Annotated in this window: 17 protein-coding genes; 11 read left to right on the top strand and 6 right to left on the bottom strand. The window is 63.2% G+C overall.

Annotated elements, in window-relative coordinates; all coding sequences use genetic code 11:
- Nucleotides 1-15: 15 nt before the first annotated feature.
- From AC0MAZ_RS01875 to purU, 4 genes are all read left to right on the top strand, one after another.
- Complete coding sequence (locus AC0MAZ_RS01875; RefSeq protein ID WP_028688435.1) at nt 16-351, top strand: sarcosine oxidase subunit delta; 336 nt, start codon at nt 16-18, stop codon at nt 349-351.
- Nucleotides 348-3,365 carry a sarcosine oxidase subunit alpha gene (locus tag AC0MAZ_RS01870; RefSeq protein WP_475859980.1) on the top strand — a complete coding sequence of 1,006 codons (3,018 nt, stop codon included), beginning with the start codon at nt 348-350 and terminating at the stop codon, nt 3,363-3,365. The genes AC0MAZ_RS01875 and AC0MAZ_RS01870 overlap by 4 nt, the downstream gene beginning before the upstream one ends.
- 142 nt (nt 3,366-3,507) lie before the next feature.
- Nucleotides 3,508-4,140, top strand: a complete 633-nt coding sequence (locus AC0MAZ_RS01865; protein WP_186731738.1) for a sarcosine oxidase subunit gamma — start codon at nt 3,508-3,510, stop codon at nt 4,138-4,140.
- 12 nt (nt 4,141-4,152) lie between these two features.
- Nucleotides 4,153-5,010, top strand: coding sequence for a formyltetrahydrofolate deformylase (gene purU, locus AC0MAZ_RS01860; RefSeq protein WP_475859978.1), 858 nt, complete (start codon nt 4,153-4,155; stop codon nt 5,008-5,010).
- A gap of 123 nt (nt 5,011-5,133) precedes the next feature.
- Here purU and AC0MAZ_RS01855 read toward each other — a convergent pair whose 3' ends face one another.
- Both AC0MAZ_RS01855 and AC0MAZ_RS01850 read right to left on the bottom strand, forming a co-directional pair.
- The gene (locus AC0MAZ_RS01855) at nt 5,134-5,967 is read right to left on the bottom strand and encodes an IS3 family transposase (protein ID WP_232857812.1); all 834 of its coding nucleotides are present in this window, start codon (nt 5,965-5,967) and stop codon (nt 5,134-5,136) included.
- A gap of 8 nt (nt 5,968-5,975) precedes the next feature.
- Entirely contained in the window at nt 5,976-6,335 is a 360-nt protein-coding gene (locus AC0MAZ_RS01850; protein ID WP_475858264.1) for a transposase, read from the bottom strand.
- A gap of 198 nt (nt 6,336-6,533) precedes the next feature.
- Here AC0MAZ_RS01850 and fdhA point away from each other — a divergent pair, with 198 nt between their 5' ends.
- Complete coding sequence (fdhA, locus tag AC0MAZ_RS01845; protein ID WP_234560648.1) at nt 6,534-7,733, top strand: formaldehyde dehydrogenase, glutathione-independent; 1,200 nt, start codon at nt 6,534-6,536, stop codon at nt 7,731-7,733.
- A gap of 51 nt (nt 7,734-7,784) precedes the next feature.
- On the opposite strand, the gene AC0MAZ_RS01840 is transcribed toward fdhA, so the two are convergent.
- On the bottom strand, nt 7,785-8,600 hold the full coding sequence (locus AC0MAZ_RS01840; RefSeq protein ID WP_475859976.1) for an RHS repeat-associated core domain-containing protein: 816 nt from the start codon (nt 8,598-8,600) through the stop codon (nt 7,785-7,787).
- 401 nt (nt 8,601-9,001) lie between these two features.
- Here AC0MAZ_RS01840 and AC0MAZ_RS01835 point away from each other — a divergent pair, with 401 nt between their 5' ends.
- Nucleotides 9,002-9,280: a hypothetical protein gene (locus AC0MAZ_RS01835; RefSeq protein ID WP_062572570.1), complete on the top strand. Its 279-nt coding sequence runs from the start codon at nt 9,002-9,004 to the stop codon at nt 9,278-9,280.
- Nucleotides 9,281-9,454: 174 nt separating this feature from the next.
- Nucleotides 9,455-10,027 (top strand): DUF2780 domain-containing protein, encoded by a 573-nt coding sequence (locus AC0MAZ_RS01830; protein ID WP_203649766.1) that lies wholly within the window; start codon nt 9,455-9,457, stop codon nt 10,025-10,027.
- Between the two features lie 164 nt (nt 10,028-10,191).
- Here the strand turns inward: AC0MAZ_RS01830 and AC0MAZ_RS01825 are convergent, their stop codons facing one another.
- The gene (locus AC0MAZ_RS01825; RefSeq protein WP_186712626.1) at nt 10,192-11,079 is read right to left on the bottom strand and encodes an acyltransferase; all 888 of its coding nucleotides are present in this window, start codon (nt 11,077-11,079) and stop codon (nt 10,192-10,194) included.
- 183 nt (nt 11,080-11,262) lie between these two features.
- Here AC0MAZ_RS01825 and rloA2 point away from each other — a divergent pair, with 183 nt between their 5' ends.
- The 4 genes from rloA2 to creD all read left to right on the top strand — a co-directional run bounded on the left by rloA2 (nt 11,263) and on the right by creD (nt 15,596).
- Complete coding sequence (rloA2, locus tag AC0MAZ_RS01820) at nt 11,263-11,763, top strand: retropepsin-like aspartic peptidase RloA2 (protein WP_203649768.1); 501 nt, start codon at nt 11,263-11,265, stop codon at nt 11,761-11,763.
- 178 nt (nt 11,764-11,941) lie between these two features.
- Nucleotides 11,942-12,622 (top strand): two-component system response regulator CreB, encoded by a 681-nt coding sequence (gene creB, locus AC0MAZ_RS01815; protein ID WP_475859973.1) that lies wholly within the window; start codon nt 11,942-11,944, stop codon nt 12,620-12,622.
- Nucleotides 12,622-14,055: a two-component system sensor histidine kinase CreC gene (gene creC, locus AC0MAZ_RS01810; protein ID WP_475859971.1), complete on the top strand. Its 1,434-nt coding sequence runs from the start codon at nt 12,622-12,624 to the stop codon at nt 14,053-14,055. The genes creB and creC overlap by 1 nt, the downstream gene beginning before the upstream one ends.
- A 212-nt stretch (nt 14,056-14,267) precedes the next feature.
- Nucleotides 14,268-15,596: a cell envelope integrity protein CreD gene (creD, locus tag AC0MAZ_RS01805; protein WP_475859970.1), complete on the top strand. Its 1,329-nt coding sequence runs from the start codon at nt 14,268-14,270 to the stop codon at nt 15,594-15,596.
- Nucleotides 15,597-15,743: 147 nt separating this feature from the next.
- Here creD and AC0MAZ_RS01800 read toward each other — a convergent pair whose 3' ends face one another.
- Nucleotides 15,744-16,358, bottom strand: coding sequence for a glutathione S-transferase N-terminal domain-containing protein (locus tag AC0MAZ_RS01800; RefSeq protein WP_262950011.1), 615 nt, complete (start codon nt 16,356-16,358; stop codon nt 15,744-15,746).
- A 3-nt stretch (nt 16,359-16,361) separates the two neighbouring features.
- Nucleotides 16,362-17,030, bottom strand: a complete 669-nt coding sequence (msrA, locus tag AC0MAZ_RS01795; RefSeq protein ID WP_203649778.1) for a peptide-methionine (S)-S-oxide reductase MsrA — start codon at nt 17,028-17,030, stop codon at nt 16,362-16,364.
- Between the last annotated feature and the right edge of the window lie 65 nt (nt 17,031-17,095).

The raw sequence follows: 17,095 nt of genomic DNA, 5'->3' as shown, positions 1-17,095 counted from the left end.
CCGGAGACAACCGTCATGTTGCAAATCTTCTGTCCCCACTGCGGTGAGCTGCGCTCCGAGGAAGAATTCCACGCGTCGGGCCAGGCGCACATCGCCCGCCCGCTGGACCCGAACGCCTGCTCCGACGAGGAGTGGGGCACCTACATGTTCTTCCGTGACAACCCGCGTGGCATCCACCACGAACTGTGGGACCACGTCGCGGGCTGTCGCCAGTACTTCAACGTCACCCGCGACACCGTGACCTACGAGATCCTGGAAACCTACAAGATCGGCGAGAAGCCTCAGGTCACCGCCGCCTCGAAACAGAGCACCGCGCCAGCGACCGCCAAGGGCCAAGGGGAAAAAGTATGAGCCAGACCTATCGCCTCGCCAGCGGCGGCCGTATCGACCGCAGCAAGGTGCTGAACTTCAGCTTCAACGGCAAGACCTACCAGGGCTATGCCGGCGACACCCTGGCCGCCGCGCTGCTGGCCAACGGTGTCGACATCGTCGGGCGCAGCTTCAAGTACTCGCGCCCGCGCGGGATCATCGCCGCCGGCACCGAAGAGCCGAACGCCATCTTGCAGATCGGCTCCAGCGAAGCCACCCAGATCCCCAACGTGCGCGCCACCCAGCAGGCCTTGTATGCTGGCCTGGTGGCCACCAGCACCAACGGCTGGCCGAACGTCAACAACGACATGATGGGCATCATCGGCAAGGTCGGCGGCAACATGATGCCGCCTGGGTTCTACTACAAGACCTTCATGTACCCCAAGTCGTTCTGGATGACCTACGAGAAGTACATCCGCAAGGCGGCGGGCCTGGGCCGTGCGCCGCTGCAGAACGACCCGGACAGCTACGACTACATGAACCAGCACTGCGACGTGCTGATCGTCGGCGCCGGCCCTGCCGGTCTGGCCGCCGCGCTGGCTGCTGCCCGTAGCGGTGCCCGGGTGATCCTGGCCGACGAGCAGGAAGAGTTCGGCGGCACCTTGCTCGACAGTCGCGAAACCCTCGATGGCAAACCGGCCGCCGATTGGGTCCATGCCGTGGTGGCCGAGCTGGAAAGCCTGCCGGAAGTCACCCTGCTGCCGCGCAGCACGGTCAACGGCTACCACGACCACAACTTCCTTACCATCCACGAGCGCCTCACCGACCACCTCGGCGACCGTGCGCCGATCGGCCAGGTGCGCCAGCGCGTGCACCGTGTGCGTGCCAACCGCGTGGTGCTGGCCGCTGGCGCCCACGAGCGTCCGCTGGTGTACGGCAACAACGACCTGCCGGGCAACATGCTCGCAGGCGCCGTATCGACCTACGTGCGCCGCTATGGCGTGGCCCCGGGCCGCAAGCTGGTGCTGTCGACCAACAACGACCACGCCTACCGCGCCGCGCTGGACTGGCACGACGCCGGCCTGCAAGTGGTCGCCATCGCTGACGCCCGCCACAATCCACGCGGTTCGCTGGTCGAAGAAGCCCGCGCCAAGGGCATCCGCATCCTTACCTCCAGCGCCGTGATCGAGGCCAAGGGCAGCAAGCACGTCACCGGTGCCCGCGTGGCCGCTATCGATGTGCAGGCGCACAAGGTCACCAGCCCTGGGGAAACTCTCGACTGTGATCTGATCGCCACCTCCGGCGGTTACAGCCCGGTGGTGCACCTGGCCTCGCACCTGGGCGGTCGCCCGGTGTGGCGTGAAGACATCCTCGGCTTCGTGCCGGGCGATGCCCCGCAGAAGCGCGTGTGCGTCGGTGGTGTGAACGGTGTCTACGCCTTGGGCGATGTGATCGCCGACGGCTTCGAGGGCGGCGTGCGCGCCGCCACCGAGGCCGGCTTCAAGGCCATCGTCGGCACCCTGCCGAAAACCCTGGCGCGCAAGGAAGAGGCCACCGTGGCCCTGTTCCAGGTGCCCCACGACAAAGGCACCGCCCGTGCGCCGAAGCAGTTTGTCGACCAGCAGAACGACGTCACCGCCGCCGCTATCGAGTTGGCCACCCGCGAAGGCTTCGAGTCGGTCGAGCACGTCAAGCGCTACACCGCCCTGGGCTTCGGCACCGACCAGGGCAAGCTGGGCAACATCAATGGCCTGGCCATCGCCGCCCGCTCGCTCGGGATAGGCATCCCGGAAATGGGCACCACCATGTTCCGCCCCAACTACACGCCGGTGACCTTTGGCGCGGTGGCGGGCCGGCACTGTGGCCACCTGTTCGAGCCGGTGCGCTTCACCGCCCTGCATGCCTGGCACATCAAGAACGGCGCCGAGTTCGAGGACGTCGGCCAGTGGAAGCGCCCGTGGTACTTCCCCAAGCCCGGCGAAGATATCCACACCGCCGTGGCCCGCGAATGCAAGGCCGTGCGTGACAGCGTCGGCCTGCTGGATGCCTCGACCCTGGGCAAGATCGATATCCAGGGCCCGGACGCCCGCGAGTTCCTCAACCGCATCTACACCAACGCCTGGACCAAGCTCGACGTGGGCAAGGCCCGCTACGGCCTGATGTGCAAGGAAGACGGCATGGTCTTCGACGACGGCGTGACCGCCTGCGTTGGCGACAACCACTTCATCATGACCACCACCACCGGTGGCGCCGCCCGCGTGCTGCAGTGGCTGGAGCTGTACCACCAGACCGAATGGCCGGACATGAAGGTGTACTTCACCTCGGTCACCGACCACTGGGCGACCATGACCCTGTCCGGCCCCAACAGCCGCAAGCTGCTGGCCGAGGTCAGCGACATCGACCTGGACAAGGAAGGCTTCCCGTTCATGAGCTGGAAGGAAGGCCTGGTCGGCGGCGTGCCGGCGCGGGTGTTCCGCATCTCGTTCACCGGCGAGCTGTCGTACGAGATCAACGTCCAGGCCAACTACGCCATGGGCGTGCTGGAACAGATCGTCGAGGCCGGTAAAAAGTACAACCTGACCCCGTACGGCACCGAGACCATGCACGTACTGCGCGCCGAGAAGGGCTTCATCATCGTCGGCCAGGACACTGACGGCTCGATGACCCCGGACGACCTCAACATGAGCTGGTGCGTCGGTCGCAACAAACCGTACTCGTGGATCGGCCTGCGCGGCATGAACCGCGAGGACACCGTGCGCGAGAACCGCAAGCAGCTGGTGGGCCTCAAGCCTGTGGACCCGAACGTGTGGCTGCCGGAAGGCGCCCAGCTGGTGTTCGATCCCAAGCAGCCGATCCCGATGGACATGGTCGGCCACGTCACCTCCAGCTACGCGGCCAACTCCCTGGGCTATTCGTTCGCCATGGGCGTGGTCAAGGGCGGTCTCAAGCGCCTGGGCGAGCGGGTGTATTCGCCCCAGGCCGACGGCAGCGTGATCGAGGCCGAGATCGTGTCTTCGGTGTTCTTCGATCCGAAGGGCGAGCGGCAGAACGTCTAAGGCTTGCGGCTGGTAACGCCGGGCCCTGTGGGAGCGGGTTCACCCGCGAATGCGATGTTGGCTGTACCGCCGCATTCGCGGGTAAACCCGCTCCCACAGGTTCGGTGTCGCTCTGACCCACAGAATTCAAGGCAGGTAAGAAATGAGCGCTATCAACGTCTTCCAGCAAAACCCGGGCTCCGATGCCAAGGCCCAGTCGCCGCTGCACCACGCCGACCTGGCCAGCCTGGTCGGCAAGGGCCGCAAGAACGCAGGCGTGACCCTGCGCGAAAAGAAACTCCTCGGCCACCTGACTATCCGTGGCAACGGCCATGACCAGGCCTTCGCCGGCGGCGTGCACAAGGCCCTGGGCCTGGAGCTGCCGGTGGCCCTGACCGTGGTCGCCAACAACGAGATGTCGCTGCAATGGGTGGGCCCGGACGAGTGGCTGCTGATCGTCCCCGGCGGCCAGGAGTTCGCCGTCGAGCAGAAACTGCGCGACGCCCTCGACGGCCAGCATATCCAGGTGGTCAACGTCAGCGGCGGGCAGACCCTGCTCGAGCTGCGCGGCCCCAACGTGCGCGACGTGCTGATGAAATCCACCAGCTATGATGTACACCCGAACAACTTCCCGGTCGGCAAGGCTGTCGGTACCGTGTTCGCCAAGTCGCAGCTGGTGATCCGTCGCACTGCCGAGGACACCTGGGAGCTGGTGATCCGCCGCAGCTTCTCAGACTACTGGTGGCTGTGGCTGCAGGACGCGTCGGCCGAGTACGGCCTGGCTATCGAAGCGTAAGGAGCATTACCCATGAGTCGGGCACCGGACACCTGGATTCTCACTGCCGACTGCCCGAGCATGCTCGGCACGGTCGATGTGGTGACGCGTCATCTCTACGAGCAGCGCTGCTACGTCACCGAGCACCATTCCTTCGATGACCGGCTGTCGGGGCGGTTCTTCATTCGCGTGGAGTTCCGCGTCCCGGACGGTTTCGACGAGGATGCCTTCCGTGCGGGGCTGGCCGAGCGCAGCGAGGCGTTCGGCATGGCCTTCGAGCTGACCGCGCCGAATCACCGCCCCAAGGTGGTGATCATGGTGTCCAAGGCCGACCATTGTCTTAACGACCTGCTGTATCGCCAGCGCATCGGCCAGCTGACGATGGATGTGGTCGCTGTAGTGTCGAACCACCCCGACCTCGAACCCTTGGCGCACTGGCACAAGATCCCCTATTACCACTTCGCCCTCGACCCGAACGACAAGCCGGCGCAGGAGCGCAAGGTGCTGCAGGTGATCGAGGAGAGCGGCGCCGAGCTGGTCATTCTTGCCCGCTACATGCAGGTGCTGTCGCCGGAGCTGTGCCGGCGGCTGGATGGCTGGGCGATCAACATCCATCACTCGCTGCTGCCGGGGTTCAAAGGCGCCAAGCCGTATCACCAGGCCTACAACAAGGGCGTGAAGATGGTTGGCGCCACGGCCCACTACATCAACAACGACCTGGACGAAGGGCCGATCATCGCCCAGGGCGTCGAGGTGGTGGACCATGCCCACTATCCCGAGGACCTGATCGCCAAGGGGCGCGATATCGAGTGCCTGACCCTGGCGCGGGCTGTTGGTTATCACATCGAACGGCGGGTTTTCCTAAACGCCAATCGCACAGTAGTTCTCTAGCGCCTGCACTGGCCCTTTCGCGGGTAAACCCGCTCCCACAGGGATCTCCACTGCATCAAGCACTGTGGGGCCCTGTGGGAGCGGGTTTGATCTGGTCAAGTAATTTTGGACACCGGTTAAGGTTCATGCCGCTGCCTTGAGCTTTTCCTCCATGGCTACTGGCGTTTCATAGCCGTTGTAGCTGTGGAGGCGCTTGAGGTTGTAGCGCATCAGATAAGCCTGGATATCCACTCGTGCCTGCGCTTCGGTCTCGTAACCCTCTGCCGGCACCCATTCTGATTTCAATGCTCCGAAGAATCGCTCCATGGCAGCGTTATCCCAGCATTGGCCTCGATGGCTCATGCTCTGGTTCAAGTTGTACTCATCGAGCGCGGCTCTGAATTTATGGCTGGTGTACTGACAGCCCTGGTCTGAATGAAACATTACGCCCGCCGGCCTACCCCGCGATTCAGCGGCCATGCGCAGGGCGTTACAAGCTAAGTTGGCATCTGCAATCATCGAGAATGCCCAACCCACTACGCGACGGGCATAGAGGTCAATCACGGCGGCTAGGTACAGCCAGCGCCTGCCAACCTGGATATAGGTCACATCGCCACACCAAACCTCATTGATCGCCGAAACCTTGAAATTGCGCTTCAGCTGATTCTCGGCGATCAACGCTTCTGCCCCTGATGACCGATAGCGGTGCGGCCTGCGCTGTTTGCACTTCAGGCCAGCTTCACGCATTAGCGCACGCACCTTGTATCGTCCTATTTCATGGCCTTCGTGCCGCAATTCCTGCGCCAGGGTTCGCGAGCCAGAAGCACTTCGCGATGCGTTGAAGTGCTTGATTACCAGCAGGCGTAGCGCATCTCTTGCCGGGTTTTCACGTCCTTGTCGTTTGCGCCACGCATAGAAACTGCTGCGCTTAACCCCAAGCACGCGGCAGCAGTCGACAACAGGGTATTGCTCACTCAGCTCGTTGATCAGCGAGAACGATCTTTGGAGTCCCGAAGCAGGAGAGCACTGGCCTTTTTTAGGATTTCGATATCCCGATCCTTTTGCCGAACCAGCGCTTCGAGTTCTTCAATTCGTTGCTGCTCGGGTGTAATCGCTTTGGCTCCAGCCGGAACCTTACCGGTTCTCTCTTCACGCACCTGGTCAACCCAGCGGCGAAGCGCGGTAGGGCCCAGCCCAAGGGCGGCACAGACCTCAGGAACTGACTGCCCACCGTCCAGCACCATTTCGGCAGCTTGGACTTTGTATTCTCTTGAATAAGATTTACGCACTGATTTTGCCTCCAATTGGGCGCCATCATAGCGCCCGATGAAGGTGTCCAAAATCATTAGGCCAGTTCAGTTTACCCGCGAATGGGCCAGCATATTTTTACCTGCCGTGAACAGGCATCTGCCTGTCGCATCCAGTCACCGCCCCACCTCCCATCCAGCCCACAATCCCCTGCATTCCAGTAACACAGGCCGCCCACGGAAAGGCGGCGCTTTCCACCACCGCTGCATAAATACAAATCAAGCGAGGTAAGAAGCATGTCTGGTAACCGTGGAGTGGTGTATCTCGGCGCGGGCAAGGTCGAGGTGCAGAAGATCGACTACCCCAAGATGCAGGACCCGCGCGGCAAGAAGATCGAGCACGGCGTCATCCTCAAGGTGGTCTCCACCAACATCTGCGGCTCCGACCAGCACATGGTCCGTGGCCGCACCACCGCCCAGGTCGGCCTGGTCCTGGGCCATGAAATCACCGGTGAAATCGTCGAAATGGGCCGTGACGTCGAACGCCTGAAAATCGGCGATCTGGTGTCGGTACCCTTCAACGTCGCCTGCGGCCGCTGTCGCTCGTGCAAAGAGATGCACACCGGCGTCTGCCTCACCGTCAACCCGGCCCGCGCCGGTGGCGCTTACGGTTACGTCGACATGGGCGACTGGACCGGCGGCCAGGCCGAATACGTGCTGGTGCCCTACGCCGACTTCAACCTGCTGAAACTGCCGGACCGCGACAAGGCCATGGAGAAGATCCGCGACCTGACCTGCCTGTCCGACATCCTCCCCACCGGTTACCACGGCGCCGTCACCGCGGGTGTTGGCCCGGGCAGCACCGTGTACGTGGCGGGTGCCGGCCCGGTCGGCCTGGCCGCCGCCGCTTCCGCCCGCCTGCTGGGCGCCGCTTGCGTGATCGTCGGCGACCTCAACCCGGCCCGGCTGGCTCACGCCAAGTCGCAAGGTTTCGAAGTGGTCGACCTGTCCAAGGACACTCCGCTGCACGAACAGATCATCGATATCCTCGGTGAGCCGGAAGTGGACTGCGCCGTCGATGCCGTCGGCTTCGAGGCCCGTGGTCATGGTCATGAAGGCGCCAAGCACGAAGCCCCGGCCACCGTGCTCAACTCGCTGATGCAGGTGACCCGCGTGGCCGGCAAGATCGGCATTCCGGGCCTGTACGTGACCGAAGATCCGGGCGCGGTGGATGCCGCCGCCAAGATCGGTGCCCTGAGCATCCGCTTCGGCCTGGGCTGGGCCAAGTCCCACAGCTTCCACACCGGGCAGACCCCGACCATGAAGTACAACCGCCAGCTGATGCAGGCGATCATGTGGGATCGCATCAATATCGCAGAGGTGGTGGGGGTGCAGGTGATCAGCCTGGATCAGGCGCCGGAGGGGTATGGCGAGTTTGATGCGGGGGTGCCGAAGAAGTTTGTGATTGATCCGCATGGGACGTTTAGTGCGGCATAGGCTATAGCAAGCGGGTTAGAGAAACGTCGCGCATGGGGCGCGACGTCTTTCTTAATTAGAGTTTCGACTGTCTGACATGGTGTCTGATGGGTTATTGAAATTTTTGTCGTCATATTGGTCTTGGAATGTTTTTGGGCCGCGCGCAGTGTTGGCATCTCGGTAGGCAAGGTTGGACATGTGGGAGTCAAAGGCTCGTGCGTCGTTTCCAATACCCTTCAATACCTGTTTGGCGTTTTTGATGGCTGCTGTGGCTTCGGCGAATTCTGTGACGCCATCGGACTTTAAACCTCTCATCTTTCTTTCTGCTCGTCCTATTTGGGTTTTAAGTATTTGTTTGCTGTTGCTAATGACCTCGGCTGGTACGCCTCCGATGGTGCCATACTGTTCTTGTGTGCGTTGTGCCTCATGAATAAGATCTGATCTACTATAAAGTATATCTGTCGTCTCGGTTAGTGCCTTGGCACGTTGTTGGATTCGTTCGCTCTTGCTTCTGAACCAGGTGCGTGGTTTTGTTAAGGAGAAGTGACCATTAATATCTAGCCTGTTAATGGGGTCGTTTAAGCAGTAGCAGTAGCTATTTAGTCCGCCTTCATTGAATGGGCTTAAATTGTCGGGTGATTGAAATCGCATTAAAGTTGAGCTGAATGGGCGATGGTATTCAGATCCAAGTAGGTACATGTCGGCGTGGTAGCGAAGTTGGCTGTTGAACCCTAGTGCTGGGGCTGGGGTAATATCGAAAGGATTATACCCGTATTGCGTGTAGGCAATGGCATTCGTCTTTGATGGGGTGTGGTGGTTTAAAATAGAACCCAAAGTATCTATGGCCAATAGTGCATTGGTTATATGGAGTGTGCGCGCCTGTGACATGGGATCACCATTGTTAAGCCTGTTTCTACCCGACTCTGGGGTATGGATTAACAATCCGCAACTGGTAGAAATGCTAGGTCTCCGGAGTGTTCCTACGTATTTGTAGGTCATTTCCTGCTTACCTCATGAAATCACGAGAAATATCCTTCGTGTTCAGTCGATATGTGTCTGATTGTTCGGGGAAGCCTTGCCCACTAGGCTCTTCTGGTCGCTGTCGGTTCAGCGATCGGGTGTGGAAACCCGGATATGCATTCTGGAACGTGTCGTCATGGCGGCTGTGCGCGGGAGGCTTTGTGCCTACCGGGTTTTCCTGAATGCATCCGGGTTTCCACCCCGTGTACAGCTGCCACCCTTTTGTGTGGAAACGAATGGTGCAGCATCACTGCATTCAGGTGACTGCCATGAAAAAGATCGTCCCCGACCCACCCCACCAATTCGCCTTACCCCCCGACAAATCCCTCGCCCGCGCCATCCACGACGGTGTCGTGCCCATGGAATACGTGCTGGCCAACGTCTCCCACTACCTGATGTTCGCCTTCAGCGACAGCCACCGGGCGCTGGACCGCATCGAGGACGAGGAGACGCGGCAATTGCTCAAGCTTGGGCTAAGGGCCATGCAGATCGCCTGGGGGCAGGCGGATGCGCTGGCCAGTGCGGTGGAAAACAGAGCCGGCCAGTAAATGTCCATCGCGGGGCAGGCCCGCTCCCACGAATGACCCCGCGCTGCGTGGGAGCGGGCTTGGCCCGCGATATGGCCCTTGCAATGAACACCGATGGCCGGCCCGGAACAAACCCCTGGCACTCCAGTCCAACCCCTCGTTTCCCGGCCATTCCGGCCGACGAGGTCCCTCCCGATGAAAGCATTCACCCTGGCAACCCTGATGACCCTGGCCGCAAGCCCGGTGTTCGCCTTCAATCTCAGCGACGCGGCCAATGCCGTCTCGGCCATGCAGAACCAGAATCAACAGGGCCAGGTGCAGGCCCCGGCTGGCCAGGCCAACTTGCTTAACACCTTGGGCAGCGAATTGAAGATCACCCCCGAACAGGCCATTGGTGGCGCCGGGGCGATGTTAGGGCTGGCGCGCAACAACCTCAGCGGCGACGACTATGGGCAACTGACCAAGGCCGTGCCGGGGCTGGACCTGCTATCGGGCACCAATGCGCTGGGTGGGTTGAGCGGGCTGGGGCAGTTGCTCGGCAATGACAAGAACAGCTCGGCGTTGGGCAATGCGTTGGGCGGTGAGGTGCAGAACCGCAACGACCTGGACACCGCCTTCAAGGCGCTGGGCATGGATACCGGGATGATCGGGCAGTTCGCGCCGTTGATCCTGCAGTATCTGGGGCAGCAGGGGATTGCCGGGTCGTTGCTGCAGAACCTGGGGAGCCTGTGGAATAGCCCTGCGCCGTTGAGCCAGCCATCGGTCTGAGCGCCAGACGCGGGCAGGGTAGGAGCGGCCTTGTGCCGCGAAAGGGCTGCGTAGCGGCCCCAGGTTCCCAGCGTTTAGGCCAAGAGTGCAGGGGCCGCTGTGCGGCCCTTTCGCTGCACAAGGCCGCTCCTACAAGGGACCGCGAAATGCTGCAGGCGCGGGCTTCAACGCATTTCGGCGCGCAGTTGCTCGATCCGCTGGTCCTTCTCCAGCCACAGCTGGTTTACCCAGGCCTGCACCGTCTGGCGGAAGGCCGGGTCGTTCTCGTAGTCGCCTTCGCTCAGCGCCGGATCCAGCTCGCGCACGCGGATGTCGATGATCACCCGGCTGATGCTGCCGTTGAGCAGGTCCCAGAAACCCGGCGCCTTGTCGCCCGGGTAGACGATGGTCACATCGAGCAGCGCATCCAGCTGCTCGCCCAGCGCCGCCAGCACGAAGGCCACGCCGCCGGCCTTGGGTTTGAGCAGATGGCGGTAGGGCGACTGTTGCTGTTGGCGCTTGGCCTCGGTGAAGCGGGTGCCTTCGAGGTAGTTGACCACCGTCACCGGCTGGCGCTTGAACAGCTCGCAGGCGGCCTTGGTGATTTCCAGGTCCTTGCCCTTGAGTTCGGGGTGCTTGTCGAGGAAGGCCTTGCTGTAGCGCTTCATGAACGGGTAATCCAGGCCCCACCAGGCCAGGCCCAGCAGCGGCACCCAGATCAGCTCCTTCTTGAGGAAGAACTTGAAGAACGGCACGCGGCGGTTGAGGCTCTCGATCAGCGCCGGGATATCGACCCAGGTCTGGTGGTTGCTCACGCACAGGTACGAGGTGTCCTGGCGCAGGGTATCGACGCCGCGGATGTCCCACTGGGTGGGGATGCACAGGGCGAAGATGGCCTTGTCGACTTCCGACCAGGTCTCGGCGATCCACATCACCGCGGCCGACGCGTAGTCGCGGCCACGGCCGGGCAGTACCAGCTTGAGCAGGGCGAAGACCAGCAACGGGCCGATCATCACCAGGGTGTTGAGCAGCAGCAGGGTAAGGGTGAGGGTGCCGGTCAGCAGGCGACGCATAAGGAGACTCTTGTTGGTGTGAGGTAAACGGTGGCTAATGATAAGCAGGGCAGTGGCCTACGCCAAACGTCGTACGTCCATTAACTGGGACAAATGTTTCACATTGTGTTGTTTAACCTTTGCCAGCGAACCTATCCTGCCTGCGCAGTCTAAGCACTGACCCCTCTCAAGGAAGCCTGCCCCGTGAAACCCCTGCTTGCCCTGCTGTCCCTTCTGGCGCTGCCGGTGATGGCCGCCGAGCCCACCCTGTACGGTCGCTACGAGAACATCGCCCTGCCGGAGATCGGTGAAACCCTCAAGGCCAAGATGGACACCGGCGCCTACACCGCGTCGCTATCGGCCAAGGATATCGAGCTGTTCACCCGCGACGGTGAGGACTGGGTGCGTTTCCGCCTGGCCACCAAGAATGCCAATGGCAAGGTCTACGAACACAAGCTGGCGCGCATCAGCAAGATCAAGAACCGCGCCGACGAGGAAGAAGAAGGCGATGCCCCCGAGCTGTCGCGCCGCCCGGTGGTCGACCTGGAACTGTGCCTGGGCGACGTGAAGCGCACCGTGGAGGTCAACCTGGTCGACCGCAGCAGTTTCAACTACCCGCTGCTGGTGGGCGCCAAGGCCCTGCGCGAGTTCAAGGCGGCGGTGAACCCGGCGAAGAAGTTCACGGCGGGCAAACCGGACTGCTGATTTCGCATTTGGGGGCGCTTTGCGCCCCTTTCGCGGCGCAAGGCCGCTCCTACAGGTATTCGCGTTTCCCTGTAGGAGCGGCCTTGTGCCGCGAAAGGGCCCGTAAAGGCAACAAGGATTGCGTGACCATCGCGGTTTGCCTCAAAGTCCAGCCTTTGCCCCAGCAAGGCCGGACGCCATGCCTCACATCCTCATCGTCGAAGACGAATCCGCCATCGCCGACACACTGGTCTACGCCCTGCAGGCCGACGGCCACAGCACCGAGTGGGTGACCCTCGGCAGCGCCGCCGTCGAGCAGCAGCGCCTGCGCCCGGCCGACCTGGTGATCCTCGATATCGGCCTGCCCGACATCAGCGGCTTCGAGACCTGCCGCCAGCTGCGCCGCTTCAGCGAGGTGCCGGTGATGTTCCTCAGCGCCCGCGACGCCGAGATCGACCGGGTGCTGGGCCTGGAGATCGGCGCCGACGACTATGTGGTCAAGCCCTTCAGCCCCCGTGAGGTGGCCGCGCGGGTGCGGGCGATCCTCAAACGCATGGCGCCCAGGGTGGAGGTGGCCAGCGAAACCGCGCCGTTCCAGCTCGACACCCTGGCCATGCGCATCAGCTACCGGGGCCAGGCGCTGACGCTGACCCGCCACGAGTTCCGCCTGCTGCAGAGCCTGCTTGCGCAACCTCGCCGGGTATTCAGCCGTGAACAGCTGCTCGACGGCCTTGGCGTGGCCTCAGACGTCGGCTACGAACGCACCATCGACAGTCATATCAAGAGCCTGCGCGCCAAGCTGCGCCAGGTCGCGCCCGACGCCGAGGCGATCCAGACCCACCGCGGCCTGGGCTACAGCTACAGCCCGGAACACGCCTGATGCGCTTGGGGATCCGGATCTTCCTGGTGTACTTCCTGTTCGTCGGCCTGGCGGGCTACTTCCTGCTCAACACGGTGCGCGAGCAGATCCGCCCGGTGGTGCGGCAATCCTCGGAAGAAACCCTGGTGGACACCGCCAACCTGTTGGCCGAGATCCTTCACGACGATGTGAAGAACGGCACCCTGACCCAGAGCCGCCTGTCGCAGGTGCTTGCTTCGTATGGCGAGCGGCGTCCGAGCGCGCAGATCTGGGGGCTGGCGAAGAACCAGGTCAGCCACCGTATCTACGTGACCGACGCCAAGGGCATCGTCCTGCTCGACTCCAGCGGCCAGGACCTGGGCAAGGACTACTCGCGTTGGAACGATGTCTACCTGACCCTGCGTGGCCAGTACGGCGCCCGCTCGACCCGCAGCGACCCGGACGACGAAAGCACTTCGGTGATGCATGTGGCGGCGCCGATCCTCGACGGCGGCCGAATCATCGGCGTGGTTACCGTAGCCAAGCCCAACAGCTCGTTGCAGCCGTACATCGACCGCTCCGAGCGGCGGCTGCTGTTCCTCGGCCTGGGGCTGATCGTGCTGGGGCTGTTGGTGGGCGCGGCGCTGTCGTGGTGGCTGACCCGCTCGCTGCGTAGGCTTACCCATTACGCCCAGGCGGTCAGCGAGGGCGAGCGCGCCGCGTTGCCGCACTACAAGGGCGGCGAATTGCTGCAACTGGCCACGGCGGTGGAGCGCATGCGCACCCAGCTGGAGGGCAAGGCCTATGTCGAGCGCTACGTGCACACGCTCACCCATGAGCTCAAGAGCCCGCTGGCGGCGATCCGCGGCGCCTCGGAGCTGCTGCAGGGCGACATGCCGCAGGAGCAGCGGGCGCGCTTTGCCGGCAATATCGAGCGCGAGAGCGAGCGCCTGCAGCAGATGATCGAGCGACTGCTCAACCTGGCGCGGGTCGAACAGATGCAGGCACTGGAAGATGAACAGCAGGTGGCGGTGGCGGCGCTGATCGACGAGCTGCTGCTGGCCCATGGCGCACGGATCGACAGCGCCGGCCTGCAGGTGCGCCAGCGCATTCCGGCGGGCGTCTGGCTGCTGTGCGATCCGTTCCTGATGCGCCAGGCGTTGGCCAACCTGCTGGACAACGCGCTGGACTTCACCCCCGAGCGAGGCGCGCTGGCCTTCGAACTGGAGCGTGACGGCGAGCGGGTGGCCCTGAGCCTGTTCAATCAGGGGCAGGCAATCCCCGAGTACGCTCTGGGGCGGGTCAGCGAGCGGTTCTATTCGCTGCCAAGGCCTGGGACCGGGCGCAAGAGCACCGGGCTGGGGCTGAACTTCGTGGCCGAGGTGATGCAGCTGCACGGCGGAGCTTTGGCGGTGGACAACGTCGAGGGTGGGGTGCGGGTGCGACTCTGGCTGCCGATGCGGCGACTTGGCTGAGTCGATGGATGTTGCCTGTGGGAGCGGGTTCACCCGCGAAGAGGGCAGTGAATCCACCATTGCATTCGCGGGTAAACCCGCTCCCACAGGGGAATGCTGTGCTGTGTTCGTGGGGCTGCTGGCGCCAATCTCCACACAATCTCCACATTCCCTCCCCAAGGGCTCCACGCGGCGGGCAGACACTGCCCCCATCGCAAACGGAGCCCAACCCCATGAACAAGTCCCTAGGTTTCAAGCTCGGCCTGATCGCCGTGCTGATCCTGTTGCTGCTGATTCCCCTGCTGATGATCGGCGGCCTGATCGACGAACGTCAGCAACTGCGCAACAACGTGCTCGGCGAGATCGCCGCGAGCTCCAGCTTCGACCAGCTGGTCAGCGGCCCGGTGCTGGTGGTGCCCTATCGCAAGTACGAGCGGCGCTGGATCGACAAGGACGGCACGAGCGTCCAGGAGACCACCACGATGCACGGCAATCTTTACTTCCTGCCGGAAACCTTCGCGATGGATGTGGGCGTCGATACCGAGCTGCGCGCCCGCGGCATCTACCAGGCGCGCCTGTTCCATGCCAAGGGTCAGGTCAGCGGTCGCTTCAAGCTGCCTGAGCGCTGGGGGATCGAGAAGGACTACGACGACTACCGCTTCGACAAGCCGTTCCTGATGGTCGGCATCAGCGACATTCGCGGCATCGAGAACAGCCTGGAGCTGACCCTGGATGACCAGCGCCTGCCGTTCGAGGCCGGCAGTGGTGTCGACTGGCTGCCCGGTGGCGTGCATGTGGCCCTGCCGCAGTTGAGCGACCAGAAGGCCCGCGAGTTCGACTACGCCTTCGACCTGGCCCTGCTGGGCACCGGCCAACTGGCGGTGCTGCCGGTCGGCCGCAGCAGCACGGTGGACATGCGCGCCAACTGGCCGCACCCGAGCTTCGTCGGCAGCTACCTGCCGAGCCGCCGCGCCATCGATGAAAAGGGCTTCAGCGCCCACTGGCAGACCTCGTTCTTCGCCACCAACCTGGAAGAGTCCATGCGCCTTTGCGCGACCGTCGGCAAGTGCGGCGATTTCAACGAGCGTTCATTTGGCGTCAGCTTCGTCGACCCGGTGGACCAGTACCTCAAGAGCGAACGGGCGATCAAGTATGCCTTGCTGTTCATCGCCCTGACCTTTGCCGGATTCTTCCTGTTCGAGGTGCTCAAGAACCTCAGCGTGCACCCGGTTCAGTACATCCTGGTGGGCGTGGCCCTGGCGTTCTTCTACCTGCTGTTGCTGTCGCTGTCCGAGCACCTGGGGTTTGGCCTGGCCTATGGGCTGTCGGCGTCGGGCTGTGTGTTGCTGATCGGCTTCTACCTGGTTCATGTGCTGCGCAGCCTGGGGCGTGGGGTTGGCTTTGCGGCGGGGCTGGCGGCGTTGTACGCGATGCTCTATGGGCTGCTCAGCGCCGAGGACTATGCGCTGCTGATGGGCTCGCTGCTGTGCTTTGGCCTGCTGGGCGTGTTCATGGTGCTGACCCGGCGGCTGGACTGGTCGCGGGTGGGGAGGTTGGGATGAGGGAGGATAGAGAGGTCGGGCGGTGGTTGGCCCTTAAGATTGGAATGCTGTTTCCTGTAACACCGAGGTGAGGCCTTCGCGGGTAAACCCGCTCCCACAGGATCTGTACTGTACCTGTGGGAGCGGGTTTACCCGCGAAGAGGCCCTTCAGCCTTGCGGCGCAGTGGCTAGCATCGACGCCCGCTGGCTGACCTCGGCATACCATGCCGCCAACCCAGGCTGCTGCTCACGCCAGCCAAACGCCGGCTGGCGCAGGTCCAGATACCCCAACGCACAAGCCACGCCAATCGCCGCCAGGTCGAACCCCGAGGCCAGCTCCGCCAGGTGCTCCTGTTCAAGATTGGCCAGGCTGCGGCGGATCTTCTCGCCCTGCGCCTGCACCCAACCGTCCCACTGCTTGTCCGCCGGGCGCAGGAAGGTTTCGTAGCGGGTAGCCACCGCCGCGTCCATGATCGCATCGGCCTGGGAGGCCAGGGTCAGGCGCCGCCAGCGTGCCGAGCCTTCGCGGGGGATCAGCGGCAGGCCGACGTGCTGGCTGTCGAGGTACTCACAGATCACCCGGCTGTCGTGCAGCACGCTGCCGTCGTCCAGGCGCAGGGCCGGGATCTTGCCGATCGGATTGCCCTGGTTGAGCTGCGCGTCGCCGTTCACCGGGCTGATGTTCACGCCCTGCACGGTGACCCGGTCCAGCTGGCCGGTCTCGTGCAACACGATCATCACCTTGCGCACGAACGGCGACAGCGGCGAATGGAACAGGATCATGGCTCAGTTGCCCTGCAGGCTGGGTGGCAGGCACACGCCGGTGCCGCCGATACCGCAGTAGCCTTCCGGGTTCTTGGCCAGGTACTGCTGGTGGTAGGCCTCGGCGAAGTACACGGTCGGCGCCTGGGCGATCTCGGTGGTGATCTCGCCGAAGCCGGCCTTGCCCAGCTCGGCCTGGAAGGCGGCCTTGCTCGCGTTGGCTTCATCCAGTTGCTGCGGCGAGGTGCAGTAGATCGCCGAGCGGTACTGGGTGCCGACATCATTGCCCTGGCGCATGCCCTGGGTCGGGTTGTGCAGCTCCCAGAACATCGTCAGCAGCTCGCGGTAGCTGACCCGGTTCTTGTCGAACACCACCAGCACCACCTCGGTGTGGCCGGTCAGGCCCGAGCAGACTTCCTCGTAGGTGGGGTTGGGGGTGAAACCGCCGGCGTAGCCGACCACGGTGCTGACCACGCCTTCGCGCTGCCAGAACCGGCGCTCGGCGCCCCAGAAGCAGCCCAGGCCGAAGATGGCGAAATCGATGTCGCCTTCGAAGAACGGGCCGAGCAGCGGGGTGCCTTCGAACACGTAGTGGAACTCGGGCAGGGTCATCGGGGTTTCGCGGCCAGGCAGGGCCTGTTCCGCGGTGGGCAGGACGTTTTTGTTCACCAGGATTTCCGAACGCAGGGTCATGGCCGTTCCTCTGTGTGTTTCAGTGGGATGGGTGCTGGCCTCTTCGCGGGTAAACCCGCTCCCAC

Source organism: Pseudomonas sp. A, assembly GCF_056270345.1.
Note: the sequence above shows the minus strand (reverse complement) of the source record. Positions and strands in the feature narration are given on the sequence as shown.